The sequence below is a fragment of the Actinopolyspora alba genome, assembly GCF_900112765.1.
Classification (GTDB): domain Bacteria; phylum Actinomycetota; class Actinomycetes; order Mycobacteriales; family Pseudonocardiaceae; genus Actinopolyspora; species Actinopolyspora alba.
Window position 1 is genome coordinate 13,631 of record NZ_FOMZ01000016.1, and the last position, 23,862, is coordinate 37,492.

Below are 23,862 nucleotides of genomic sequence, written 5' to 3' on the forward strand. Positions count from 1 at the left end.
ACCGGAACGGCAACCGTGCCACTGTTGGGGGACAAGCATCCGTTACGAGCCCGTGGACCCGCAGTGCGGGCCGCGAGGAAGAGGATGAACATGTCCGAACAGAACACCCCGAGCGCCGCCGGGGCGCGCATCGCCACCGACAGCGCGGGCGGTGCCGAGACCTCGGCCCCCTACGGTGCCACCGCGCCGCGTCGCAGGACCCGCATCCACCACCTGCGCGAGTACAAACGTCGTGGCGAGGCTTGGGCGATGCTGACCTCCTACGACACCTACACCGCGCGGATCTTCGACCAGGCTGGCATCCCGGTGCTGCTGGTCGGTGACTCGGCGGCCAACACCGTGTACGGCTACGAGTCCTCGCTGCCCATCACGGTCGACGAGCTGCTGCCGCTGGTTCGGGCCGTGGCCGGGGCCGCCGAGCACTCGCTGGTGGTGGCCGACCTGCCGTTCGGTTCCTACCAGGCGTCGCCGGAGCAGGCGTTGCACACCGCCGTGATGTTCATGAAGGCCGGGGCGCACGCGGTCAAGCTGGAAGGCGGGCGCCGTTACGCCTCGCACGTGGAGGCGCTGGTCTCCGCCGGGATACCGGTGATGGGCCACCTCGGGTTCACCCCGCAGAGCGAGCACGGTCTCGGCGGTTACCGCGTGCAGGGGCGCGGCGACCAGGTGGAGAACCTGCTCGCCGACGCCCGGGCGTTGCAGGACGTCGGGGCGTTCGCGGTGGTGCTGGAGATGGTCTCATCGGACGCCGCGAAGCGGGTCACCGGCGAGCTGGAGATTCCCACGGTGGGAATCGGGGCGGGCCCGGAGTGCGACGCCCAGGTGCTGGTGTGGACCGACATGGCCGGGCTCAATACCGGCCAGACCCCGCGCTTCGTCAAGCGCTACGCCGAGGTCGGGAACGAGCTGGCGCGGGCCGCGAGCGAGTTCGCCTCCGACGTGCGCAACGGGGAGTTCCCCACCTCCGAGCACAGCTTCGACTGATTCGAGAACCGCTCTCCCGGGCGAGAGGTGGTTGACCAGCCGGGACGCGAGTCGGCGCCCTGCCGTAGGGGCCGACTCCGTCGGCGGCGACCATCGGGCGATCCCGGAGGTCGATTCAGTCGGTGGGCGGGGTGCCCGTGCCGAACGGGCTCCCGCCCAACGCCTCCCTGCCGTGCGGGGTGTGCCACTCCGCCGACACGGGCCCGGCGGGCACGATCCCGTTGGGATCGATCGCCGGGTGGGTGCGGTAGTAGTGGTTCTTGATGTGCTCGAAGTTCACCGTCTCGCCGAAACCGGGCGTCTGGAACAGGTCACGGGCATAGGCCCACAACACCGGCAGCTCGGTGAGCTTGTGCCGATTGCACTTGAAGTGCCCGTGGTAGGCGGCGTCGAACCGCACCAGCGTCGTGAACAGCCTGATGTCGGCCTCGGTGATCGTCCCGCCGACGAGGTAGCGCTGCCGTTCGAGCCGCTCGGAGAGCTGGTCGAGCCGCCGGAACAGCGCGTCGAAGGCCCGCTCGTAGGCACGCTGTGACGTGGCGAAACCGCAGCGGTAGACGCCGTTGTTGACGTCGCGGTAGACGAGCTCGTCGATCTCGTCGATCTCCCCGCGCAGCTCCGCCGGATAGAGGTCGGGGGCTCCGGGGCGGTGCAGTGCCTGCCACTCGGTCTCGAGATCGAGGGTGAGCCGATGGTAGTCGTTGCTGACGATCGTGCCGGACTCGACGTCGATCAGGGCGGGGACCGTGTAGCGCCCGCTGAACTCCGGGTCGCTCGCCAGGTACGCCTCGGAGAGCAACCGGATCCCGGTAACCGGATCACGTCCCTCCGGGTCGAGCGTGAATCGCCAGCCGCGCTCGTCCCGGATCGGATCGACGACGCCGAGCGTGATCGCGTGCTCCAGCCCCAGCAGCCGTCGCACGATCAACGAGCGGTGCGCCCAGGGACAGGCCAGACTCACCACCAGGTGATACCGCCCCGGCAGGGCGGTCCAACCCGACGACCCGTCCGCGGTCACCCGCTCGGTGAACCGGTTGCGCTGCCGCACCCACTCACCGGTGGTGGCCGTTTCTGCCGGGAATTCGGCGGCGCTCATGCTGTCACCCGCTCTCGGCCCCTCGCTCTCGGCCGGTCGAACCGAGCACACCGCCCGGGCCTCGCTCGGCCCCGACCGAGCGTGTTGGGCCGGGGCCGAACGCGAACCACCGAACGCGTCCTCGCACGAGGCATTGTCGACCGGGCCCCGAGGCGGCGCCAGTCGAACGGGAAGCGGCGATGCGGGGCGGACGCGGCGGGCCGGGTCACACGTCGGTGATGCGCAGTCCCGCGTGTGCCTTGTAGCGCCGATTGATCGCGATGACGTTTGCGGTCAACGCCTCCACCTGGTGCGCGTTGCGCAGTCTGCCGCCGTAGATGCCGCGCACGCCGGGGATGACGTCGGCCAGCGACCTGACGAGATCGGTGGCTTCCCGGTCGTCCCCGAGGACCAGTACGTCGAGGTCCACGTGCGAGACGTCGGTGTCGGCCAGTGTCACGGCCGAGACGTGGTGGAACGCGGCGGTGACCCTGGAGTCCGGCAGCAGCGCCTCCGCCTGCTGGGCCGCGCTGCCCTCCTCGACCGGCAGTGCGTAGGGCCCCTTCTTGTCGAAACCGAGCGGGTTGACGCAGTCGATCACGATCTTGTTCGCCAGCTCCGAACGCAGCTCGCGCAGCGTGTCGGCGTGCGCCTCCCACGGCAGCGCCGCCAGCACCACGTCGGCCTCGGCGGCGCAGTCGGCGTTGCTCCGCCCCAGCACCGAACCACCGCTGGTCGCGGCGATCTCCTCGGCCGCCTCGGCGGCCCGCGCTGCCGACCTGGAACCGATCAACACCCGCAACCCCGCCTGGGCCCACCGGATGGCCAGCCCCTTGCCCTGCGCGCCGGTACCGCCCAGCACTCCGACGGTCAGTTCCCGAACGTCAACCACCATTACTCCTATCAACTCCGATCACGTGCCAGCACACTTTATTACCCGACGGTAACCAAAAGCGTCGCACCGGCACGGTGTGTTCGCGACCGCGGACGGAAGTTCATCCGGCGACGGGCGGGCCGACTCGGAACGGGGCGGTGCGAGGATGTCACCCGGGATCAGCCGGAGGGGCGTCGGCGAGTTCGAAAAGTACCTCGCGACGGGCCGAGTCGACGTCGACGAGCCGCACGGAAACCCGCTGACCGCGAACCAGTTCGGCACCGCGACAACGCGCTATCACCGGTGGCTCGGGCACGAACACCTCTCCCCTGCCCGCCTCGCCGTCGGTGCGCAGCACGGTCGCCGTGAAGACCTCACCGAGCCGATCCGCGAGTTCCCACGCCTGCACCTGCGCGATGCACGCCCGTTCCACGCGCGAGGCCAGCCGATCGGAATTTCCCATCGCCGAGGGCAGCTCCACGATGCTCTCCCGAACCCATTCCGGCACGGGCCGTCCAGCGACGACGGCGAGGCAGATCTCGGTGCACAACCTGTCCACCAGCCGTCGCAGCGGAGCCGTGACGTGCGCGTAGGCGGCACCGATCCCGGCATGACCGACCACGGCCGGTTTGCCGTCCCGAAAGGCGGTGTATCCCGCGCCGCGCAGCAGCCGGGTCCCCGCCACGTGCAGGGCCAACGACTCCGGACGCGACGGTTCCAGAGCCGACAGGAACTCCGCGGGTGACTGCTCCGGAGGCCAGTAGACCCCGAGACGTTCCGCCGAACGCCGCAGCCCCAGCACGGCCTCCTCGTCGGGGTCGGGCACCGTGCGCAGCACCCCCACCCCGGCGGCGAGCATGATCTCGGCAGCGCACATGCCGGTGAGCAGGGAGATCTCGGCGTTGAACGCCTCGAGCCACATCCGGGGACGCAGACCCAGCCGCCAGCCGGAACTGTCCGAGAACTCCACCCGCTGTTCCGGGAGTCCGAGCTCGATCGCCCCACGGTGCGTCGTCTGCTCCCTGCGCAGCAGGCCGACTTCCGGTAGCAGCTCCACTGCCGGGTGCGGATCGCCCGCCTCGAAGGAGCGCAGCAGCCCCCGGTAGTCCAGTGCCGCGACGGAACGGACCACGGCGCGGCGAACGTCGACTCTTACCGGAACACCGTGGCTGTCGAGATCGACGGTCCAGAGCACGGCCGGTCTGACCTGCTCGGGCAGCAGGCTGGCCGCTCCCTCGGAAAGCAGCGGCGGGTGCAGCGGAATGTTGCCGTCCGGCAGGTAGAGGGTCTGGCCACGGCGAAACGTCTCTTGGTCCAACGCGCCGCCGGGAGCGACGAACGTGGCCGTGTCGGCGATCGCGTAGTGCACCCGGAAACCGTGACGCCCCCGCCGCCGCAGCAGCACTGCCTGGTCGAGATCCTTGGAGCCCTCGGGATCGACGGTCACCAGCGGCAAACCCGTCGCGTCGGTTCGTTCGGCGGAGGAGAGCGGCTCGGCCACGGCCTGTTCCGCCTCCGCCAGGGCGGCGGTGGGGAACTCGCCGGGCAGACCGAACTCGCGGCGGATACCGGCGAAAGCCGTCCCGGCCGGTACAACGGCCCCGTCGGGGGCCACTTCCCCGGCGTCCGGGTCCTCCGATTCGGCAGCAGCGGCGGAATCGATCCGTTGGGAGGTCCGTGCCGCTGCCATCGGTACTCAGCGCCCCTCGGCCCCTGGCTGCTGTTCCCAGCGCAGATCGGCCTCGTCGGCCGCTTCGGTGCGCTGCCTGGCCAGTTCCAGCGCGTGTTCGGCCGAAGCGCGATCAGGATATGGACCGAGACGGTTGAGCGAACGGCACACTTCACCCGGCGCTTCGACTCGTCGGTGCTTCAAGCAGAAGAACCAGCTGTTCGGGTCCATGACACGAGCCTGGCACGCCGGAACAGGAATGTCACGTTCCCGGCGCCGAGCGCGGCCGACGACACCCGCCAGGCGGATCAGGTGCTTCCCCGGGAACCTCCGTGTCGACGCGGGATGGGATCCAGGCAGGGCACGAGTACGCGCTGCTGTTCCGGATGCTCGATCGGCACGCCGTCCCGGGAGCGGTACTCCAGTTCGCCGGTGTCGTCGACCTCCATGGTGTATCCGATCTCGGCCAGTTGCTCCTCGTCCAGGTCGACCAGTCGCTCGTACCTGGTGGGCACGACGCGGTAGACCGGCCATTTCAGATGCCCGAACGCCTGGTGGAACTCGGCCAGCAACTCCCGCATGTGCCGCTGCCAGGGCAGCGGCATGGACTCGGCCAGCGAACGCGGCAGCACGGCATAGGCCTGATCGACGCCGTGGTGCTGTTCGGAGAGGTAGTCCCCCAGGGGAGTGCTTGAAGCGGGCGGACCGTTGGGCCGTGGAATCGGGTCGGGGGTGAACATGCTGTTCCTCCTGGAGCGTGCGGCGAACCGTCTCGGTCACCGTTCGACCGACCTGGACACTCTCGGCGCGATCGCGTCCGAGTGCCCGTCTCTCCTGCCGGTGCTGTCGTTCGGGGATCGCGCACGACAGCTCACCGCGACCTGGAAAGCGTGGGCCGCACCGCCGTCGGCAACAGCTCGCCGCCGTCCCAGAGCTTGGCGATCTGGACTTCCTCGCCGGGCTGCGGGGCGTGCAGCACCTTGCTGTCACCGAGGTAGAGCGCCACGTGGTGCACCTCGGTCGACTGTCGCCCGGTTCCCCAGAACACCAGGTCTCCGGCCCTCGCCTGGGACAGCTCCACCTTGGCTCCGCCGCTGTCGTACTGGTCCTGCGAGACCCGGGGGATCTGCACCCCGGCGGCGGCATACGCCTGCTGCATCAGACCCGAGCAGTCGAACGTGTCCGGCCCCTCGGCCGCCCACTCGTAGGGGTCGCCGAGCTGCCGCTTGGCGTAGTCGATCGCCTCGCGAACCAGGGAACCGGTGTTCGGCATCTCGTCGCAGCCGCTCAGCGCGGCGACGACATCACCCTGCTCGCTGACCAGGTGTGCCGCCATGGCCTCGGCCTCGTGGTAGCGGTCGGGAAACGCCGAACGCTCCACCGCCTGTGCCGCGGCGCCGGGCCGCATCCGCTTCCAGCCCTCGACGTCGAGCAGTACGTCGTAGAACTTGTTGATCGCGTATCCGAGGTCGGTCACCTGCCGCGGGGTCCCCCAGTTCATCGAGGGCCGCATCTGGAACACGCCCAACGAGTCGGCGTGCCCGTAGTTGAGATTGCGCAGGTTCGACTCCGTCTTGCCCGCCTGGATAGCGATCTGCCAGGCGCGCGGCGGCAACTCGCGCTGCTTGCCGATCTGGATGATCCGAGCGGCTATCTCGCGCTGTTCGCGTTCGAGCCGGGCGGCCATGCGCTGCCCGCGCTGGGCGGAGTTCCCCGAGGTCGCCAACGCGGTGCTGCAACCCGACCAGGTGGAGCTGCCGCTGCCACCTCCCATGCCGGCCAGCAGGCCGGTGACGGCACCGACACCGATCAGCCCACCGAAACCGGTGAGCAGCACCAGGACAACAGCGATCTTGCGCATATCAGTCCACCCTGTCGTAACCGGCAACGCGCCAGCCCTGCTCCGACCGGACCACGTGCACCCGCAGCGTGGGACCGTCGGTGGGCGCCAGTACCCGCATGGAGTTCTTCGTCGACTGCTGGGTTCGCAAGTCGCCCGTCAGTTCGGTGGCGGGCACGTTGGCGGGTTCGACGGTCTCCAGCACGCCGATGAACTCGGGGGTGGTGTGGGGCCGCAACCGGTCGAGCCACTGCTGCCGCTGCTCACCGGTGGAGTGCCGCACCCAGTTCGTCACCCAGGAACGCACCACGTCGATGCCCGCCGGATCGGGCGCGGCGGACTTCGCCGTGACGCTGGGCACGGAGATCGTCGGCGGAGCTCCACCGAGCTCGTCCCGGCCGGTGCTCTCGTCGGAGCTCTCGGTGGCGTTCCCGCCCGCCCCGCTCTCGGCGGTGTAGTCGACGGAACCGCCGTCGGTGCGGGGCGCGGCGCCACCCCGCGAGGAGATCTCGGGGAGCAGCAGCCCGACGGCGCTGACCAGCGCGACCAGCAGCACCAGCGCCATGATCAGATGTTTGGGGGAACGCAGCGGCCAGCCCCATAACCTGCGGTAGACGGCGGCACGGCCGCGGTGTGTTCTGATCGGCATCAGGATCGCCCCTCTCGAAGCGATGCGTCACTCATCGGAGACCTCCAGCCCACGCGAGGGGCGATAGACCACATTGACCGGTCGCCCCCGGACGAACTCGTTGTCGGGCCGCCGATCCGTGTCCGTCGGCGTGCTCCGCACCGAACCGCTACCGCCGACCCGGGAGGGAACCACCACCGGATCCTGGTCGCGTTCGTTCCACGACCCGTCGCTGATCGGAGAGGTGTCCACCAGGCGGCTGCTCTCGCCGCCGGCCCCGGCAGCGGGCAGCGCTCCAGTGGCCCGCTGCGTCGCCCCCGGGCGCTGCTGTCCGCCACCGGAGTTGTCCTCGGCCGAAGTGCCACCCGCGCGTGCGGCCGGGATCGCCGCCCCGGGAACGGCCCCCTCCTGGCCGCCGTCGCGCCGCGAGGCGGGCCGATCCATGCGCTCGGAGGTCGCCGCCACCGGAGGCTCCACGGACTCGGGACGACCGTGTCCGGAGCGGCCGCCGCCCGATGGGGCGGAGTCCTCCTCGCCCCCGGAGGCGCGCACCCGGTCCCAGAAGTCGTCCTGCGCACCACTCTGCTGCCCGTCGGAGCGTCCCCCGCGCGACCGGGAGAACAGCGAGGGAGGACTGGGCAGCGCCCCGCCCGCGAAGCCGGCCGAGAGCTGGACCATCTGCCCCATCCGACGGATCGGTTTGCCGATCATCAGGAAGATGAGGGTCAGCAGTCCGGCCAGCGCTATCTGGGTCAGCAGGGCGAAACCGCTCTGGGGAGCGAAGATCAGGTTCAGCACCACGGTGTGCACGCCCGCCATCGCCGAGATGACCACCACGTTGAGCAGCGCGGAACCCGCGATACGGCCGACACCGCGCAACACGTCGTGGTGCAGTATCGCGATGAGACCGATGAGCGGTCCCGTCAGGATCAGCACGCGCAGCAGCAACTGGGCCAGCAGGATGGCGGCCTTGGCAAGCAGTTGGAACGTGGTGTAGGCGAGCGCCTGGAGCATGCTCAACATGCCCGCACCGATCCTGCTGCCGTCCACGCCCTGCAGGTAGCCGTAGGCCCCGCCCATCCGGGAGGCGACGTCCTCGAACTGCTGCTTCTTCTCCCGCGCGGAACCGTCGGCGGCGCCGGACAGCACCTCCCGTTTGGTCCAGGCCTGCGCGTCGAGCAGCTCCATGCCCAGTTCCTCGGCCTTGGCCGAGTCGGGGTCACCGAATTCGCCGCGTAACCATCCTCGGTAGACCACCTGGTCGTGCAGCAGGGTGGGCAGACCGTCCCGCTCGTCGACGCCGACCTCGCGCAGAAAACCGCCCTGCACAGCGGAGGTTCCGGTGATCACGACGTCGTCCAGCGCCTGGGTGTAGACCAGCGGGGTCAGATAGGTGGCGCTGGCAAGCCACAGCCCCGCGAGTGCCCAGGTCGTCCGCTTTCCTATGCTGGCGAGATCACCCCGCCAGATGTAGCGGAACAGCAGCACGGCGAGTATCACCGCCACCACGCCGAACCAGGGGGTGAACACGCTGTCGTACAGCGCCACGGTGGCCTCGGCGATCATGTCGTCCAGCGGTTCCATGAGATCGCCGGACAGCAGCGAGTAGTGCAGCGCGTTGGTCACGCCCACCAGGTTCTTGGCTACGTTGAACAGCTGGTTGCCGATCCAGGTGTCGACCATCGCGTTGGGGTTGCTGACCCCCTGCGGCCCGCAACCGAGGTCATAGGTGTGCCAGACCTGCCCGGCGTAGCCGTACTTGTCGTAGGCGCTGCCGCTCTGCCCCACGCCGATCGGCGCCGGGTCCAGCGCGCCGACCATGCCGGTGCCGGGACGTCCCGGCGTCGGGGGTTCGGTGCAGTCCAACGGCTGCGCGTAGGCGGGAGCGCCGGCCAGGGCCTGCAGTCCCAGCAGCGCGATCACGATCGTCAACGCACCGCGACGGCCACGGCGGGGAGCCGGGGAGCGACCGGAACCGCGTCCCGCACGTCGGAGTCCGGCGACCACCGCCGTGGTCGCCACCGCCAGGATCAACAGCAACCACACGATCAGGTAACACCTCGTGCTCGGTCCCCGCCCCGGTAACCGTTACTGCTCCCGGGATCCTCGTCGGACTCGGTCTGATGGTCGTCGCGCCCCACCCCGGCAGCGGTGAGCTCCCACTCGGCGAAGTCCTCCAGCAGCTCCTCGCTCTCCTCCGAGACCGGTTCCTCCTCGGAGTCGGCACCGCCGATCTCGGCGATCGAGTCGGAGTTCGGCGTCAGCGCGTCGTTGCCGCCCGAGGTGCTCTCCTCGGACTCCTCCGCCACCGGCGTGGTGTCCAGCGAGTCGCGCAGGTGCTGCAGGTGCGGACCGCTGAAGTCAATCCTGATGCGTTCCACGCCGCCGTCACCGTCACCGAAGATGAACTGTCGCGGCGAACGGTCCCGTTCGGTGCTGTTGCGCGACGGTCCGGGGCGGCGCCCCAGCGCGGAGACGACCTGCTCGTAACCCGCGTCGACCGGCACCTTCAGCAGCCGCAGCGCGTCGGACTGGGCCTGCTCGTCGTCGAGCCTGCCGATGAACACCGAGTCCAACAGCGACACGAAACCCTGGATGCGCAGGAAGTCGTCGGGAATCTGGCTGGACAGCAGCACACGCACGTTCCACTTCCGGGAGTCACGGGCGAAGCGGTTCATCAGCACCCGCCCGGTGGGAACCTCGGACAGGAAGAACGCCTCGTCGATCCAGACTCCCTTGCGTTCCTCCTTCGGACGCTCGTAGACGGTGCGTTGGGTCAGCCACGCGGCCAGGTTGAGCAGCTGGACCCCCAGGGCCTCGCTGTCGGTCCAGTGCTCGCGGCCGACGCCGTCCTTGGGGAGGGTCAACCCGGCCATGGTGAGCACGGTCAGCCGGTCCTCCCTGCGCTGCGAGTAGGGATCGGCGTCGGCTTCCGGGATCAGCAACGACATGCGTTCGCGAACCTCGTCGAGGAAGTCCGCTACCACCACGGCGTGCTCGTGGTGCTCACTGGCATCCCTGCGCAGCGCCTCGAACACCATGCCGGGGTGCGCGTCGGGCCTGCCGCCGACGGCCCGGACCGCGCGCAGCAGCACGATGCGGGTCTGCGGCATCCGGGCGACGTCGTAGGGCAGCAGGCCGGTGAGCACGTCCAGCACCAGCCGGCGTCTGGTGGCCGCGGCCAGCGCGCGTTCCCGCCGCCAGCTGCGCTCCGGGTCCTCCTCGTCCACGAAGTGTTCCAGCTCCGGCTCGGCGACGACCCGGTACGGATTGAGGATCCCCGGTTGCGCGTTGAGCAGGTTGATCGGACGCGCGTAGGGCCGCAGTTCGGGCAGTTCACACAGTTCGGCCAACGGACCGGACGGGTCCAGCAACGTCCAGTACGCCCCGGCGCGCAGCGTCTTGTACACCAAACCGCCGCCGAGGAAGGACTTGCCACCGCCGAGACCGGCGACCATGGCGGTCAGCCCGGAGGCGTCGCGCACCTCCTGCGCCATCCACGGGTCCCAGGCCACCGGGCGCCGCGTGGCGGTGCAGGTCTCGCCCAGCAGCACCCCCCTGCGGTCCCCCACCTCGGCGGTGGCCTGCGGCACCGAGGAAGCGGCCCACACCACGGAGCCGCGACGCATGTAGGCCCCCGAGGCGAGCGGCTCACCGGGGATGAACTCCCGCGCCATGGCGTACTGGGCCTCGGGGTGCTCGATCGCCACCTTGGGTTTGTAGAGATCGAGCAACTGCTGCGCGAGCCGCAGCGCGTCACGCTCGGTCGGCCCGGAAACCGACATGCGCCACCAGGAACGCACCCGGGTGGCCAACGCGGTGAAGCCGGAGGTCATCTCGTCGTCGATCTCCAGCACCCTGCCCGCCTGCCGGGAGAGCGAGGTGGGCGGTTCCAGGCCGTGCTCCTCGGTGTAGTGGCGCACCTGGGAGCGAACCTTGTTCATCTGGCGCTGCAGCTCCCCACCGACGTCCTCCGGACGACGGACGTAGATGCGGGCGGACCACTCGACCGGTGCGGGCAACCGGTCGGAGTGCTGCAGCCAGGGATCGTCCACTTCGGGGATCTGCAGGCCGTGCGTCTGGCCGAGGGTCAGCACCGCCACCTGTCTGCTCACACCGGCGTTGGAACCGGTGCGCCCCCGGACGGTGACCGTGGGGGCGTAGGGCTCCTGGTGCATGTCGGCGGCGTCGGTGAAGGAGGCCAGGTCCTCGGGTTGCCAGTCGCTGCTCGGGGTCGCGGGCAGGTTGCGCGGGGCGGGCAGCCCGAGCGAGCACGATCGGTGCATCAACCACGAGACTTCCTCGGCGGTGACCGGTCTGCCGTCCAGCCCCGCCGAGCCGATCACCTGGTCCAGGTGTTCGATCTCGCTGTCCAGAGCGACCAGTTCGGCGTCGACGGCCTCCGGGAACACTCGACGCAGCAGCGGCGCGGCTCGCTCGACCGCGCGGTCGACCACGTTGCGGGTCTGGACCTGCACCCCGAGGTAGACCTCCTTCTCGGCCATCGAGCGCCCCATGAGCTGCTGCTGTTCCCCGACCATGTAGTCGTCGAAACTCAACGCACCCGCCACATCGGGCATCGGGTTGTGCGCGTTACGTACGTGCGCCTCGGCCCACATCCGGATCGGATAGGGCCGGTTCGTCACGCGCAGGTGCAGCCAACGTCCCTGCAACTCGGCGTACTGCCCGGCGATGGCGGCGATGAGGTCCTGCCGCTGCGAATCGGATCTGAACGACCAGCGCTGCGGGGAGAGCCGGTACCAGGCGAACACGTCCTGGCCGGTACGCAGCAGGTGACCGTCGATGGAGCGGGCCGCTATCGACGGCGTGTAGCTGGGCAAGGACTGTTCCCCGGAAGGTTTGCGGTCCTTGTGCTTGCCCCGCCGTCCGGTCTTCGACGCCTTCTGCGGCGCGGCACGGTACTGCTGCCCCGAGGCCCGCTGGGAATCGTTCTCACGACCTCGCCCGCGACCGAACACCGCGAACCTCCTTGCTACGCACACGACTGTTGGGGGCACTGGCTCGTCCGGCGGAACCGGACCGATCACGCGGCGGCCGGACCTCGCGCCCGGACCGGGAGGCCTCGCCCTGCCGAGCGGGTCGTGCGGGGGCGGACCCGGCGGAGGCCCGGTTCCGACGGGCGGCCCGTTTCCCACGTCCGGACTGTTTGGACCGCGCGGGGCGAGGACGTTGTGGACTGACCCGCACGGCGGCGGCGCTCGCGGCTCCTCCCCTGCCCTTCAGGGACCGACGCGGCGCCGTCAGTTCACGCAACCACATCACCATCACGGCGCTCAGCGGTCGTTCGTGACTGATTCGGGAGCAGATCAGCCGAGTCAACGCGATCGTGATGACCACGGCCCACGCCGTGGAGAAGAAACCGAAGCCGATGTTCATCCGACGTTCCGCGGCGAGCACCAGCAGAAAGACCAGTATCCCCACGCCCCAGGCGACGTAGCGGGCGCGCCACGGGAAGGTCGCTTTCGGCGGGCCCAGCCAGACGGCGTCCACCCGGTAGATCTCGTCGTCGGTACGTACCTGCATATCCTTGCCACCTGCCCATCGGGCCGAACTCTCGGTCGTTACCCACCGCTGGTGCTGAACAGGCCGGCTATGAAGGTTCCGATGTCCACACCGGTACCGCTGACCGCGAGTCCGATGATCGCCAGGGCGACGAAGACGCCGCCGACACGGCGCATCACACCCGCGTTGTCGCCCTTGCCGCCACCCAGCCACAGCAGCAGCAGTGCCACGGTCAACAGCAGCAGCGGGAGCAGATTGTTGAGAATCCATGCCCGGATGCCGTCGGTGTTCAGATCTGTCTGGGCGAGCACCGTGACCGGCGACCGCGTCATGACGAACACTGCGATCGGGTCCAGGGCTGCTAGTGGCACGGCGGTCATTGTTACCTCTGTGTACGAGCGGTTGTCGGCTTTTTTCGACAAACCGGGGGATGCCCGGCACGCGGTATCGAGTAGAACATGGCACGTGTCCCGGAAGTAGTGGTAGCGCCCACCGGGTGTGGCGTCGAACGTGTCACTCTTACAGCATGCCCGCCGACACTGAAAACCACTCGTACGGCGCAACTTCGTGTCGCACGATCCGGCGGGGATTCACCCGTTCGTCCACGCCGAGTCGTGCTCCGTCCCGAGTGGAAGGTTCGACAGTGACCAACCGAGGACCATCCTTTCGTGACTCGCGGAACTCCGACAACGGCCCCGGTGATCACTCGGCGCCCACACCGATGATGCCGGATCTCACATCACACTTCCGTGAAGCCAGTGTCGATCATCGTCGCACGTGGTCCCCGCTCGAGTGACAGCGGCGGAGAACGACCACGATTCACCGAATCCCCGAATTGCCGACGAGCAGAAACCCGCGCATCGCGAAACGCCGGTCCGCCAGCAGTCGCATGGCGTGTCGCCAATCGGCGAGGTCGACCCGCTCGTCGGCGAGCACACGCTCCCGGAGCTGGGTGAAATTGGCCCGGATCAGCTCACACCCGGGCGAACCACCCCGCCACACCTCGGCGGTCGCCGTGGAATCGATCCGGCGTAGTTCCGTCCGGCACAGCTCGCCGTAGAGGTGCCGCCCCCAGTGTATGTCGACCCCCGCGGCGGACATGGCGTCCAGATAGGACCACAACACGCGGTCGAAGACCTCCGCGTCCACCTCGGTGGGAGCGCAAACGGTTCCCGCTCCCTCGACGTCGAAGTCCTCGAGCAGCAGAACCCCACCGGGCTTGAGCGCCCCAACGAGGTGCCGCAGCAGTTCGCGTCGTCCTTCGAGCAGGATCAGCAGCAGCCTGCCGTGCACCAGGTCGTAACCGCCCTCGGCGAGTCGGTCCACGGTGAGGTCGTGCTCGACGACTCGCAGGTTCCTCGCGGACACGTGCCGCAACCCACGGAGATCCACATCGGTGGCGACGACTTCGCCACGCCGGCCGACCCTGCCTGCCAGCCACAGGGCCAGCGAACCGCTCCCGGCACCCACGTCGAGACACCGCCAGCCCTCCCGTACGCCGCAGTCGAGCAGCCGTCGGACGCTGATGTGGTCGAAGGCCCTGTCCAGGGCACCGAGATGGGCCGCGGTGAGCCGGTCGTCCGAGGCGAAGACATACCCTGCTGCCAAGCCGATCTCCCAATTTCACGGGCGGGGTTGGATTCCGCTGCCCGGGTTGGTCGCCGTCCCGCACGGGAGACGGCGGCGAGCGGCAGCGGTACGTCGTCGATCCACCCTTCGCGAAGGCTCACCCGGCGAAACGTTTCGCCCGCTCTCGCTCCGGGTGGCTCGACATCGACTGGTTACCACGCCACCCCGGATTCTCATCCCGAGAAAGCGGCTCGGTGGAACCAACGAGTGATCGGACCGCGATCGGGATCGGTGTGGGGACTCTTCGCCGGAGCGCCAGAAGCACCGGCGGAAATACCAAGCACCACGGGTGTTCGGCCCGGAAGAAGCACTGACAGTGGGCGGTGCGGAAACACCGGCCGGAAAGCGGACGAGTCGACCTGTAAGCCGGATCCTGTACGCGGAGAACACCCGAGGCGTTCCCGCGTGGCGACCATCCATCTAGGCCCGCCGTTACCGACGGGCTCCAGCGGTCTACCCGCGAGTCTCGGACGGGCCGCCCTCGAACACTCGCGCAGACACCGACAACGGTGCCCTCTTGACCTTGCTCCGGGTGGGGTTTACCGAGCCGTCCCCGTCACCGGGGACGCTGGTGGTCTCTTACACCACCCTTTCACCCTTACCCGACCGAGCGGTACGGCCGGGCGGTTCGCTTTCTGTGGCACTTTCCCGAGGGTCACCCCTGGTTGCCGTTAGCAACCACCCTGCCCTGTGGAGTCCGGACTTTCCTCGACGGGGCCGAACCCCGTCGCGGTCGCCCGGTCGACTCGTCCGCGCTCTCATTCTAGTAGGAGTCGCTCGCCGCGTTCACCCCAGGTGTCCGGTTGGTGGAACCTCCCGTCCGCCCTCGCTCGCGAGTGGTGGCGAGGCCGAGGGCCCCGCCACGTCGGGTACCGCTCGCGAGGGCGGAGGTGGGAGGACTCCGACGGCGAACCGACGCCCCGGACCGGCGGGCCGACGACTCCGCCGACCGCCGGTCGAACCGGTCGCTCAGACCCGCGACGACACGGTGGTGCGATCCATGTCCTCGAGTGTCCGCCCCTTGGTCTCGGGTACCCACTTGATCACGAACCACACCGACACGGCCGCGAACGCGGTGTAACCGAGGTAGGTCATCGACAGGCTGATGTCGGACAGCGGGGGGAAAGTGGCGGTGACGAGGAAGTTGGCCAGCCACTGGGCGGCCGCGGCGACCGCCAGCGCCGGAGCGCGGAACCGGTTCGGGAACATCTCACCAAGGAGTACCCACACGACCGGACCCCACGAGATGGCGAAGAAGAACACGAAGACGTGCGCGGCGATCAGCGCCATCGGCCCGTACGGGTTGGCCAGGTTAGGTTCGCCGTCCACGGTGTTCGCGTGGCTGAAGGCGAACGTGGCCAGTCCCAGCATGATCGTCATGCCCACCGAACCGGTCAGCAGCAACGGGCGTCGTCCGACCCTGTCGAGCAGCAGCAGGGCGATGACGGTGCCCAGCACGTTGAAGATCTGGGTGGACAGGCTCAGCAGCAGTGAACTGGACTCGTCGATGCCGACCGACTGCCACAGCGCCGACGAGTAGTAGAAGATGACGTTGATCCCGCCGAACTGCTGTAACACGGACAGGACGATGCCGATCCAGACGATCGGCAGCAGCCCGGAGCGCACGCTGCGCAGGTCCCGCACCCGAGGCCGGTGGTCGTTCACCACGGAATCCCGGATCTCGGTGAGCCGTTCGTCGACGTCGCCCTCCTCGGTGGTGTCCAGGACCTGTCGAGCACGGTCGAAGCGACCCCGCGTGACCAGGTAGCGCGGTGATTCCGGGATGGTGAACGCCAGCGCCCCGTAGAGAACCGCGGGGACCGCCTCCACCGCCAACATCCACTGCCAGGCGTCGAGCCCCAGCAGTGGCTCCGCAGCACCCCCGGCCGCACCCGCGATGGCCCAGTTGACCACCTGGGAGATCGCGATGCCCAGCACGATGGCCAGTTGTTGCAGGGTGCCGAGCCGTCCCCTGCGTCGTGCCGGGGCGATCTCGGCTATGTAGGCCGGTGCGATCACCGAGGCCATGCCGACCGCGACGCCGCCGACGAGCCGCCAGAACGTGAAGTCCCAGACGGTGAACGGCAGGGCCGAACCGATCGCACTCAGCAGGAAGAGCACGGCGGCGGTGCGCATCGTGACCAGTCGGCCGTACCGGTCGGCGAGCGTTCCGGCGTTCCAGGCACCGAGGGCCGACCCGATCAGAGCCATGGCGACGGCCAACCCGGTCACGACCGAACCGACCCCGAAGGCTTCCCGAATCGAGGTGACGGCACCGTTGATCACGGCGGTGTCGTAGCCGAAGAGGAACCCGCCGAGCGCCGCCACCGAAGCGAAGTGGACCGTGCGCAGTGGGCGGGCGTGAGATCCGGCACCCGAGGTGCCGGTGGTGGAATGGAAGGACATCTATGCTCCATTGCACTCAAGGGGAAGTGTGACCCAGCAATGGTTGGTAAGGATCGTATCCTTACTAATGCGTGTCAATACGGTGAACGACTGTTACTAACGGTTTCGATCGATCACCGAGAGCTACAGCGCTCGCGGCCGGTGGTACCCCGCGAGCCGTACGAGGAGGTTTTCGCGGCATGGCCGACCCACGGACGGTCCGGCAGCTGAACCGACAGCACATGATCGAGCTGTTCAGCGACGGCCAGGCGCGCTCACGCGCGGCTGTGGCCCGCACGACCGGTCTGACCAAGCCCTCGGTGTCCTCGATCATCGACTCGCTGCTCGAGGAGGAACTGCTCATCCCTGCCGGAGTCGGTGAGGCGGCCGTCGCGGGCGGCCGCAGACCGAACCTCGTGGTCTTCAACCCGGACGCGCGTGCCTACGTGGGTGTTCACCTCGGGGTGCGCGACAGTTCGGTGGCCGTGGCCGACGCACTCGGCAGGACGCTGGCGCAGGCCTCGGCTCCCAGCTCGGTCGGCGACGCGGCGACAGGTGTGAACCGGCTGGATCCACTCGTCCGCGAGGCGGCGGAACGAGCGGGGGTTCCCGTCGAGCGCGTCTCCGCCGTCGGGGTTTCGGTCTCCGGGCTGGTCGACCACCGCAGCGGGCGCTGCCTGCTGGCCCCCAACCTGGATTGGCACGACGTGCCGCTTCGGGAGTGGGTCGAGGAGCTGTTCGGCGTCCCGGCGGTGATCTACAACGAGGCACACGCCGGAGCGTTGGCGGAACAACGCTTCGGCTGGGGCGACGGTGTCGCCAACTTCGTCCGGATCATGGTCGACACGGGCATCGGCGCGGGTGTGGTGCTGGACTCGCGGTTGTTCTCGGGCGCCGCCGGAATCGGCGGTGAGATCGGGCACTGCCGCGTGGAGGACAACGGCCGTCAGTGCGCCTGCGGCAACTCGGGATGCCTGGAGAGCGTGGCCTCACGACCCGCGATTCTGCGGTCGGTGCGTGAGGCCGCCGAGGCCGGAACCCCCACCGCGCTCGCACCCGACTGCGACATCGACGCAGTGCTCGCCGCCGCCGAGAGCGGCGATGCCGGGGCGGTGGCAGCGCTGCGGCGTGCGGGTACCGCGCTGGGGCACGGGATCGCCTACCTCCGCAACGTGCTGAACCCGGATCTGGTCGTCCTCGGGGGTGCGGTGAGCGGGGCGGGCGAGGTGCTGCGGCTTCCGATGGAGCAGGCGGTGCGGTGCTCCTCGCTACCGCACTCCGCCTGCCGCCTGGAGACGAGCTCGCTGCGCGATGCCGAGCTCGACGGCGCCGTGCTGTTGGCACACGAACAGCTCACCCTATGACCGGCGTCCGGAACAGTCAGATTCCACGGAGGTGTGAAGTGTCGTTGACCAACCGAACCGAGGCGTTCCCGTCGGGATAGAACTCGGCCACCGACAGCGATGCCAGATCGAGGTGGAGCCGGTAGAACAGTTCCGGCCCTGCCCCCAGGGCCATGCGTAACAGCGCCTTGATGGGGGTGACGTGGGTGACGAGCACGATCGTCCGTCCCGCGTAATCCCACAGCAGCCGGTTCCGCACCTCGTCGATCCGCTCGAAGACCGCGTTCATGCTCTCGCCCTCCGGTGGTGTCACCGCCGGATCACCGAGCCAGCTGCGATGCAGCTCGGGATACCGCTGTGCCGCCTCCGTGAAGGTCAGTCCCTCCCAGGCGCCGAAGTCGGTCTCCACCAACCCCTCGTGCGGCACCAGCTGCCCGCCGATGGCCGTGGCCACCGCCTCGGCGGTACCGCGAGCCCGACTCAGCGGCGAGGAAAGCACCGGGACCGCTCCCTCCTCGGGAACGAGCTCGTCCATCGTCAGCAGTCGCCCGGCAGCGGCCCGCGCCTGTCGCCTCCCCAGCTCGGTGAGCGGCACGTCCCCGCGCCCGGAGTAGCGTTTGTCCACCGACATGGGGGACTGCCCGTGCCGCAGCAGCAACAACCGCGTCGGGGCTCCCACGGCACCGCTCCAGCTGGCGACGCCACTCGGCGTGGAATCGGCCCCGGCCGTTTCGGTCACCGTGGCCGACTCGGTCGGTTCGGGCTGCTCCCCGGCGCCGGCGGGCACCGTCGATCCGGCTTCGGCCACCGGGTCCGCGCCGTCACCCTGCCTGTCCATGGCCTCGTTGGCGAGCCGGTCAGCGTGCTTGTTGCGCTCCCGTGGAATCCACTCGAACCGCGCGGAGGTGAACCGCGACACGAGTCGCCGGGCCTCGGCGGCCAACGGTTGCAACGTCGGGTTCTTGACCCGCCACCTGCCCGACATCTGCTCGACGACGAGTTTGGAGTCCAACCGGATCTCGGCCTCCGCCGCACCGAGCTCCAGGGCCGCGTTCAGCCCGGCGAGCATTCCGCGGTACTCGGCGACGTTGTTGGTCGTCTCCCCCAGCCCGTCGGAACGTTCGGCCAACACCCGTCCGTCCGCGGCGTCGCGAACCACCGCTCCGTAACCCGCCGCGCCCGGATTACCGCGCGACCCGCCATCGGCCTCGACGATCACCCGTGTGCTCACTGACCCGACTCCTTGGTGCGCACCATGATCGCGCCGCACTCCTCACAGCGCACCACGTCGTCCGCCGCGGCCTCCCGCACCGAGGCGAGCGCTGCCCGGTCCAGTTCGAGACGGCAGGCGCCGCACCTGCTGCCCTGCAGATACCCGGCACCCGAACCACGCTGCTGCCTGATCCGTTCGTAGAGGTCCAGAAGTTGCTGCGGTATGTCCGCGACCAGCGACTCCCGTTCGGCCAGTCGCTTGGCCTCGTCACTTTCCAGGTCGGCCAACGCCTCGTCACGAGCGTGCCGCGCGTCCTCCAGCTCGGACTCCGCGGTGTTGACCTCCTGCTGGGCGTGCGAAACGTCGGCCTCCTGGGCCTCGCGGCGCTCCATGACCTCCAGCATGTCGTCCTCCAGCGCGGCCTCGCGCCTGCTGAGGGTGCTCATCTCGTGCTGCAGGTCCTCCAACTGCTTGGAGGAGTCGGTGGAATCCATCATCCGGCGGTCGCGCTGTTGCCTCGACCGCACCTGATCGACCTCGTTCTCCAGCCGCTCGACCTCGTTGCGCAGATCGTCGAGTGTGGTCCGCGCTGCCACCAACGCGTCCTGCTTGGTCCGCACCTCGCGCTCGGCGGCGCCGATCCGTTCCAGCTCCGGAAGCGACCGCCTGCGGTGGTTGATGCGGTTGAGCTCGGCATCGACGTTGGCGACTTCGAGCAACCTGCGTTGTGCGGCGGGATCGGCTTTCACTCGGGCTTCCTCCCAGTATCGGTGTCCGTGGCGTGCGCGTGCACCGTCCATGGATCGGTGCGGCACGCGGAGACGAGGACTTCGACAGTATCGGGCAACGCCGCGCCGAGGACATCGGCTGCCTGCTCGCACCAGGGCCACTCACTGGCCCAGTGCGCGACGTCGACGAGGTTGGGAACACGCGTGTCCGGCACATCGGCACGCGAGAGGTGTTCGGCCGCCGGGTGGTGCCGCAGATCCGCGGTGACGTAGGCGTCCACCCCGGCCTCGACGGCGGCATCCAGATTCGAGTCACCGGAACCGCCGCACACGGCGACCCGTCGCACGGTACGGCGCGGATCACCCGCCCCGCGCACCCCCCACGAGGTCGCGGGCAGCGCGTCGGCGACCCGGTGCACGAATCGTTCGAACGGTTCGGGCTCGGGCAGGGTTCCCAACCTGCCCAGCCCGGTTTCGGCCCCCTCCCGGTGCGGACTGAGCGGACCGGTGACGGTCAGTCCGAGCCGCGCGGCGAGCGCATCGGAAACACCGGGGCTGGCCGTGTCGGCATTGGTGTGGGCGCAGTACAGCCCGATCCCGGCACGGATCAGCCGGTGCAGCAGGCGGCCCTTGGGATCGTCGGCGGGCAGGGCGTGCACCCCGCGCAGCAGCAGCGGATGGTGCGAGACGAGCAGCTGGGCGCCCTGCTCGACGGCGGCGTCGACGGTCTCCTCGACCGGATCGACGCAGCACAGCACACGCTCCACCGTCGCATCGGGATCGCCGCAGACCAACCCGACCGCATCCCACGACTCGGCGTAACTCGGCGGGTAGGCGGCTTCGAGTACGTCGAGCACGTCCCTGATCCGTGTGGTCATCGAGTCGCTTCCCGTGTCGTGGATCGGTTTTCGGTAACGGTGGCGACCGGCTCCTCGTCGGCGTGTTCCCACTCCGGCGAGGCCGGTGGCACGACGACTTCCCGTAACGCTGAGACCAGTCGGGCGTTCTCCGCGTCGCCGCGCACGGCCACCCGGACGTGGTCCTCGTCGAGTCCGGGGAAGGTGTCGGCCCGGCGTACCGCGATGCCGTGTTGCCGCAGCCCCGCGCGCACCGAGGGACCGTTCGGCACCCGCAACAGCAGGAAGGGGGCCGCTGCAGGCAGGGCGACGTGGACTCCCGGGATGTCGGCGAGCTCGGCCGCCAGTTCGTCGCGGCACCGGGCGAGCAGCTCCGCCGCGCCTCGCGACTCGGCGACGGCGTCGGGTTCACAGCACGCCAGCAGGGCTTCCAATCCGAGCGTTCCCACCGGCCAGTGCGGGCGGCGGTGCGTCAACCGCCGCAGCAGTTCCGGCTCTCCCAGCGCGTATCCGACCCGCAGCCCGGGCAGTCCCCACATCTTGGTCAGCGAACGCAGCACGAGCAGCCCGGGGATCCGTTCGGCGGCCAGCGATTCCGGCTCGTCGACCACCGCGTCGGCGAAGGCCTCGTCCACGACCAGGACCCGTCCGGGACGGGCCAGCGAGCGCAGTGTCTCGGCGGGGTGCAGCACCGAGGTCGGATTCGTGGGATTGCCCAGCACCACCAGGTCGGCCCGCTCGGGCACGGCCTCCGGCCGGAGTCGGTATCCGTCGGCCGGGTCGAGCGGCACGCGGGTGACGTCGACACCACCGTCGCGCAGCGCCAGTTCGGGCTCGGTGAACGAGGGATGCACCACCGCGGCCAGCTCCGGGCGCAGGGTCGGCAACAACGCGAATCCCTCCGCCGCCCCGGCCAGGGGCAGCACTTCCTCGGGAGAGCGGTCGTGCCGTCGAGCCACCGCGCACCGGGCCGCGAGGTCGTCCTCGGCGGACGGGTAACCGCCCAGCCTGTCCAACGCGGCGATCAGCCGGTCGCGCAACCACTCCGGGGGTTGTCGCAGCCGGACGTTGACCGCGAAGTCGAGCAGCTCGCCAGCGGCGTCCACATCTCCGTGATGGCGCAGCATCTCCCTGTCGTCCCGGCGAGTCATCCCCGGCAGTCTAGCTACCGCGCGGGTCGGACCGGACAGCGCCGGTGGTGCCGCCGGAACCACCGGACGCCGGGACTCGGCGGGGCGTCGGAAAGCGTCACGAGGGAGAACCCGGCGCCCGGACGACGCCGTTCGACGGGACACTGGGGGTGTGACATTCGATTCCACCACCAAGGCCTTCCACGTTTCGTTCGTCTGCACCGGCAACATCTGCCGGTCCCCCATGGCAGCGCTGGTGTTCGGCGAGCACCTGAGACGCGCCGGGCTCTCCGACCGGGTCGATGTGTCCAGCGCGGGTACCGGACCCTGGCACGTCGGGGAGTCGGCCGATCCGCGCACCAACGCGGTGCTGGCGGACCACGGCTACCCCACCGAGCACACCGCCGCGCAGCTCGACGAGCACCACCTCGGCGCGGACCTGCTGCTGGCCATGGACGCGGGACACCTGCGCGTGCTCCGGGACGAGGTTCAGGACGCCGAGCGGGTCAGGCTGCTGCGCTCGTTCGACCCGAAGTCCGACGAGTGGGCTGAGGTGCCGGATCCCTACTTCGGTGGCGAGCGCGGTTTCGACGGGGTGATGGAGATGATCGAGGCCGCTGTCCCCGGACTGCTCGACCGGGTCAGGACCGGCCTGGGACTGCCCGGTTCGGGAGAGCGGAGTTCCACCTCCTCGGCCGAGACGACGTCCCCCTCCGAGACGGCGTCGTGAGCACTCGTCGCAACGGTCGACGGCGGAAACGACCGGAGCTGACCGGAAATCACGATCCGACAACCCGATCGAGGGAGATGCCATGAGCCATCCGGGGTTGGCCGGGGCAGTCGCGGAACTGACGGGTGCCCAGGTGGCGGAGCCTCGTCGTCTCGGCGGCGGTGACGCCTCGGCCGCATACGAGGTCCGACTCGACGACGGCCGCAGCGTGTTCGCCAAGGCCGCCCCGCCGAACATGCCGCACGCCCTGCGTGCGGAGGCGGCCTCGCTGCGGTGGCTGGCCGAGGCGGGCGCGGCCCGGGTACCCGAGGTCTTCGGCGAGGACGAGCAGTGGCTGGTCACCGAGCACGTGGCCGAGAGCTCTCCCACGGCCGAGGCGGCGGCGGAGTTCGGGCGCGCGCTCGCGCGAACGCACGCCGCCGGGGCCACCGCGCACGGCTGCCCACCTCCGGGCGGCCTCCGCGACGCGTGGATCGGTCTGGCCCCGATGCGCAACGAACCCGTGGCGGACTGGCCGACCTTCTACGGCACACTGCGCGTGGAGCCCTACGTGCGGCGGTTGGTGGACGCGGGCACGCTGCACCGCTCGGAGGCGGAGCCGATAACCGAACTCTGCGAACGACTCGGCGAACTTCCCGGTGCCGACGAGGCGCCCGCCAGGCTGCACGGTGACCTGTGGAGCGGCAACGTGCACTGGGGGCGAGGTCCGGAGGGCACGACTCACGTGTGGCTGATCGACCCGGCCGCGCACGGTGGGCACCGCGAGACCGACCTGGCGATGCTGCGGTTGTTCGGCTGTCCCCGGTTGGATCAGGTGCTGGCCGCCTACGAGGCGGAGACACCACTGGCGCCGGGCTGGCGCGAGCGGGTGGGGATACACCAGCTGTTCCCGCTGCTGGTGCACGGCGTGTTGTTCGGCCGAGGCTTCGCCAGACAGGCGCACTCGGTCGCCCGGGAGGCGCTGCGCTCGTTCTGAGCGGGGAGACGGGGTTTCCAACTGTTGGTGGTTCTGTGGAAGAACATGTCAACGTGTGATTGTGCGTTTCCGTGGTGGGTGTTCGTAGCGCCAGGCGCGTAGCTCGTCCGGGTCGTAGAGCACGGTGCGTCCGACCTTGGTCGGCCGGGGGAAGTCGTCGTAGACGTACGAGTTGCGGTACAGCGTCTTGACGCTGATCCCGAGCAGTTCGGCCGCTTGTGGGGCGGAGAGCAAGCCATCCAAGTTAGCCATACTCAAGTATGGTATATTGTGATCAA

22 protein-coding genes and 1 other RNA gene are annotated in these 23,862 nt (G+C 69.4%); 4 read left to right on the forward strand and 19 right to left on the reverse strand.

Annotation, left to right across the window (positions count from 1 at the left end; translation table 11 throughout):
• The first annotated feature begins 90 nt into the window (after positions 1-90).
• Entirely contained in the window at positions 91-984 is an 894-nt protein-coding gene (gene panB / locus BM150_RS20600; RefSeq protein ID WP_092929346.1) for a 3-methyl-2-oxobutanoate hydroxymethyltransferase, read from the forward strand.
• A gap of 115 nt (positions 985-1,099) precedes the next feature.
• Here the strand turns inward: panB and BM150_RS20605 are convergent, their stop codons facing one another.
• From BM150_RS20605 to BM150_RS20670, 14 genes are all read right to left on the reverse strand, one after another.
• Positions 1,100-2,080: a glutathione S-transferase family protein gene (locus tag BM150_RS20605; RefSeq protein ID WP_092929136.1), complete on the reverse strand. Its 981-nt coding sequence runs from the start codon at positions 2,078-2,080 to the stop codon at positions 1,100-1,102.
• Between the two features lie 205 nt (positions 2,081-2,285).
• Positions 2,286-2,951, reverse strand: coding sequence for an NADPH-dependent F420 reductase (npdG, locus tag BM150_RS20610; RefSeq protein ID WP_092929348.1), 666 nt, complete (start codon positions 2,949-2,951; stop codon positions 2,286-2,288).
• Positions 2,952-3,102: 151 nt separating this feature from the next.
• Positions 3,103-4,623 carry an RNB domain-containing ribonuclease gene (locus BM150_RS20615; protein WP_092929138.1) on the reverse strand — a complete coding sequence of 507 codons (1,521 nt, stop codon included), beginning with the start codon at positions 4,621-4,623 and terminating at the stop codon, positions 3,103-3,105.
• A gap of 6 nt (positions 4,624-4,629) precedes the next feature.
• A complete protein-coding gene (locus BM150_RS20620; protein WP_092929140.1) occupies positions 4,630-4,833 on the reverse strand; it encodes a hypothetical protein in 204 nt (67 codons plus the stop codon).
• A gap of 77 nt (positions 4,834-4,910) precedes the next feature.
• On the reverse strand, positions 4,911-5,342 hold the full coding sequence (locus tag BM150_RS20625) for a hypothetical protein (RefSeq protein ID WP_092929142.1): 432 nt from the start codon (positions 5,340-5,342) through the stop codon (positions 4,911-4,913).
• Between the two features lie 131 nt (positions 5,343-5,473).
• A complete protein-coding gene (locus tag BM150_RS20630) occupies positions 5,474-6,463 on the reverse strand; it encodes a C40 family peptidase (RefSeq protein ID WP_092929144.1) in 990 nt (329 codons plus the stop codon).
• 1 nt (position 6,464) lies between these two features.
• On the reverse strand, positions 6,465-7,091 hold the full coding sequence (locus tag BM150_RS20635; protein WP_092929146.1) for a hypothetical protein: 627 nt from the start codon (positions 7,089-7,091) through the stop codon (positions 6,465-6,467).
• Between the two features lie 27 nt (positions 7,092-7,118).
• Positions 7,119-9,116: a hypothetical protein gene (locus tag BM150_RS20640; protein ID WP_092929148.1), complete on the reverse strand. Its 1,998-nt coding sequence runs from the start codon at positions 9,114-9,116 to the stop codon at positions 7,119-7,121.
• A 2-nt stretch (positions 9,117-9,118) separates the two neighbouring features.
• Positions 9,119-12,049, reverse strand: a complete 2,931-nt coding sequence (locus tag BM150_RS20645; RefSeq protein ID WP_092929150.1) for an ATP-binding protein — start codon at positions 12,047-12,049, stop codon at positions 9,119-9,121.
• The gene (locus BM150_RS20650) at positions 12,024-12,614 is read right to left on the reverse strand and encodes a hypothetical protein (RefSeq protein WP_092929151.1); all 591 of its coding nucleotides are present in this window, start codon (positions 12,612-12,614) and stop codon (positions 12,024-12,026) included. The genes BM150_RS20645 and BM150_RS20650 overlap by 26 nt, the downstream gene beginning before the upstream one ends.
• A gap of 38 nt (positions 12,615-12,652) precedes the next feature.
• A complete protein-coding gene (locus BM150_RS20655) occupies positions 12,653-12,925 on the reverse strand; it encodes a hypothetical protein (RefSeq protein WP_092929349.1) in 273 nt (90 codons plus the stop codon).
• Between the two features lie 487 nt (positions 12,926-13,412).
• Complete coding sequence (locus BM150_RS20660; RefSeq protein ID WP_175496947.1) at positions 13,413-14,201, reverse strand: class I SAM-dependent methyltransferase; 789 nt, start codon at positions 14,199-14,201, stop codon at positions 13,413-13,415.
• 367 nt (positions 14,202-14,568) lie between these two features.
• An RNA gene (gene rnpB / locus BM150_RS20665) (RNase P RNA component class A) lies at positions 14,569-14,971 on the reverse strand.
• 220 nt (positions 14,972-15,191) lie between these two features.
• Positions 15,192-16,628, reverse strand: a complete 1,437-nt coding sequence (locus tag BM150_RS20670) for a sugar porter family MFS transporter (protein ID WP_092929155.1) — start codon at positions 16,626-16,628, stop codon at positions 15,192-15,194.
• Positions 16,629-16,807: 179 nt separating this feature from the next.
• Here BM150_RS20670 and BM150_RS20675 point away from each other — a divergent pair, with 179 nt between their 5' ends.
• Positions 16,808-17,971: an ROK family protein gene (locus tag BM150_RS20675; protein WP_092929157.1), complete on the forward strand. Its 1,164-nt coding sequence runs from the start codon at positions 16,808-16,810 to the stop codon at positions 17,969-17,971.
• A 16-nt stretch (positions 17,972-17,987) separates the two neighbouring features.
• Here the strand turns inward: BM150_RS20675 and BM150_RS20680 are convergent, their stop codons facing one another.
• Genes BM150_RS20680 through cobC form a run of 4 tightly spaced genes read right to left on the reverse strand, consistent with a single transcriptional unit; the run spans position 17,988 to position 21,899 of the window.
• Positions 17,988-19,181, reverse strand: coding sequence for a bifunctional RNase H/acid phosphatase (locus BM150_RS20680; protein ID WP_092929159.1), 1,194 nt, complete (start codon positions 19,179-19,181; stop codon positions 17,988-17,990).
• Complete coding sequence (locus BM150_RS20685; protein ID WP_092929162.1) at positions 19,178-19,912, reverse strand: zinc ribbon domain-containing protein; 735 nt, start codon at positions 19,910-19,912, stop codon at positions 19,178-19,180. Before BM150_RS20685 ends, BM150_RS20680 begins: the two co-directional genes overlap by 4 nt.
• Positions 19,909-20,769 (reverse strand): Nif3-like dinuclear metal center hexameric protein, encoded by an 861-nt coding sequence (locus BM150_RS20690; protein WP_092929163.1) that lies wholly within the window; start codon positions 20,767-20,769, stop codon positions 19,909-19,911. The genes BM150_RS20685 and BM150_RS20690 overlap by 4 nt, the downstream gene beginning before the upstream one ends.
• Positions 20,766-21,899 carry an Rv2231c family histidinol phosphate aminotransferase CobC gene (gene cobC, locus BM150_RS20695; protein WP_092929165.1) on the reverse strand — a complete coding sequence of 378 codons (1,134 nt, stop codon included), beginning with the start codon at positions 21,897-21,899 and terminating at the stop codon, positions 20,766-20,768. The genes BM150_RS20690 and cobC overlap by 4 nt, the downstream gene beginning before the upstream one ends.
• 151 nt (positions 21,900-22,050) lie before the next feature.
• Here cobC and BM150_RS20700 point away from each other — a divergent pair, with 151 nt between their 5' ends.
• Both BM150_RS20700 and BM150_RS20705 read left to right on the forward strand, forming a co-directional pair.
• The gene (locus BM150_RS20700) at positions 22,051-22,608 is read left to right on the forward strand and encodes a low molecular weight protein-tyrosine-phosphatase (protein ID WP_092929167.1); all 558 of its coding nucleotides are present in this window, start codon (positions 22,051-22,053) and stop codon (positions 22,606-22,608) included.
• An 82-nt stretch (positions 22,609-22,690) separates the two neighbouring features.
• Positions 22,691-23,584, forward strand: coding sequence for a fructosamine kinase family protein (locus BM150_RS20705; protein WP_092929169.1), 894 nt, complete (start codon positions 22,691-22,693; stop codon positions 23,582-23,584).
• A gap of 48 nt (positions 23,585-23,632) precedes the next feature.
• Here BM150_RS20705 and BM150_RS20710 read toward each other — a convergent pair whose 3' ends face one another.
• Positions 23,633-23,836 (reverse strand): helix-turn-helix transcriptional regulator, encoded by a 204-nt coding sequence (locus BM150_RS20710; protein ID WP_139219603.1) that lies wholly within the window; start codon positions 23,834-23,836, stop codon positions 23,633-23,635.
• Between the last annotated feature and the right edge of the window lie 26 nt (positions 23,837-23,862).

Coding starts and splice junctions, on each gene's coding strand:
- BM150_RS20635 (WP_092929146.1), bottom strand. CDS start 7,091: ATGCCGATCAGAACACACCGCGGCCGTGCCGCCGTCTACCGCAGGTTA.
- BM150_RS20675 (WP_092929157.1), top strand. CDS start 16,808: ATGGCCGACCCACGGACGGTCCGGCAGCTGAACCGACAGCACATGATC.
- BM150_RS20705 (WP_092929169.1), top strand. CDS start 22,691: ATGAGCCATCCGGGGTTGGCCGGGGCAGTCGCGGAACTGACGGGTGCC.
- BM150_RS20650 (WP_092929151.1), bottom strand. CDS start 12,614: ATGCAGGTACGTACCGACGACGAGATCTACCGGGTGGACGCCGTCTGG.
- BM150_RS20620 (WP_092929140.1), bottom strand. CDS start 4,833: ATGGACCCGAACAGCTGGTTCTTCTGCTTGAAGCACCGACGAGTCGAA.
- BM150_RS20605 (WP_092929136.1), bottom strand. CDS start 2,080: ATGAGCGCCGCCGAATTCCCGGCAGAAACGGCCACCACCGGTGAGTGG.
- BM150_RS20670 (WP_092929155.1), bottom strand. CDS start 16,628: ATGTCCTTCCATTCCACCACCGGCACCTCGGGTGCCGGATCTCACGCC.
- BM150_RS20615 (WP_092929138.1), bottom strand. CDS start 4,623: ATGGCAGCGGCACGGACCTCCCAACGGATCGATTCCGCCGCTGCTGCC.
- cobC (WP_092929165.1), bottom strand. CDS start 21,899: ATGACTCGCCGGGACGACAGGGAGATGCTGCGCCATCACGGAGATGTG.
- BM150_RS20655 (WP_092929349.1), bottom strand. CDS start 12,925: ATGACGCGGTCGCCGGTCACGGTGCTCGCCCAGACAGATCTGAACACC.
- BM150_RS20710 (WP_139219603.1), bottom strand. CDS start 23,836: ATGGCTAACTTGGATGGCTTGCTCTCCGCCCCACAAGCGGCCGAACTG.
- BM150_RS20625 (WP_092929142.1), bottom strand. CDS start 5,342: ATGTTCACCCCCGACCCGATTCCACGGCCCAACGGTCCGCCCGCTTCA.
- BM150_RS20690 (WP_092929163.1), bottom strand. CDS start 20,769: ATGACCACACGGATCAGGGACGTGCTCGACGTACTCGAAGCCGCCTAC.
- BM150_RS20630 (WP_092929144.1), bottom strand. CDS start 6,463: ATGCGCAAGATCGCTGTTGTCCTGGTGCTGCTCACCGGTTTCGGTGGG.
- panB (WP_092929346.1), top strand. CDS start 91: ATGTCCGAACAGAACACCCCGAGCGCCGCCGGGGCGCGCATCGCCACC.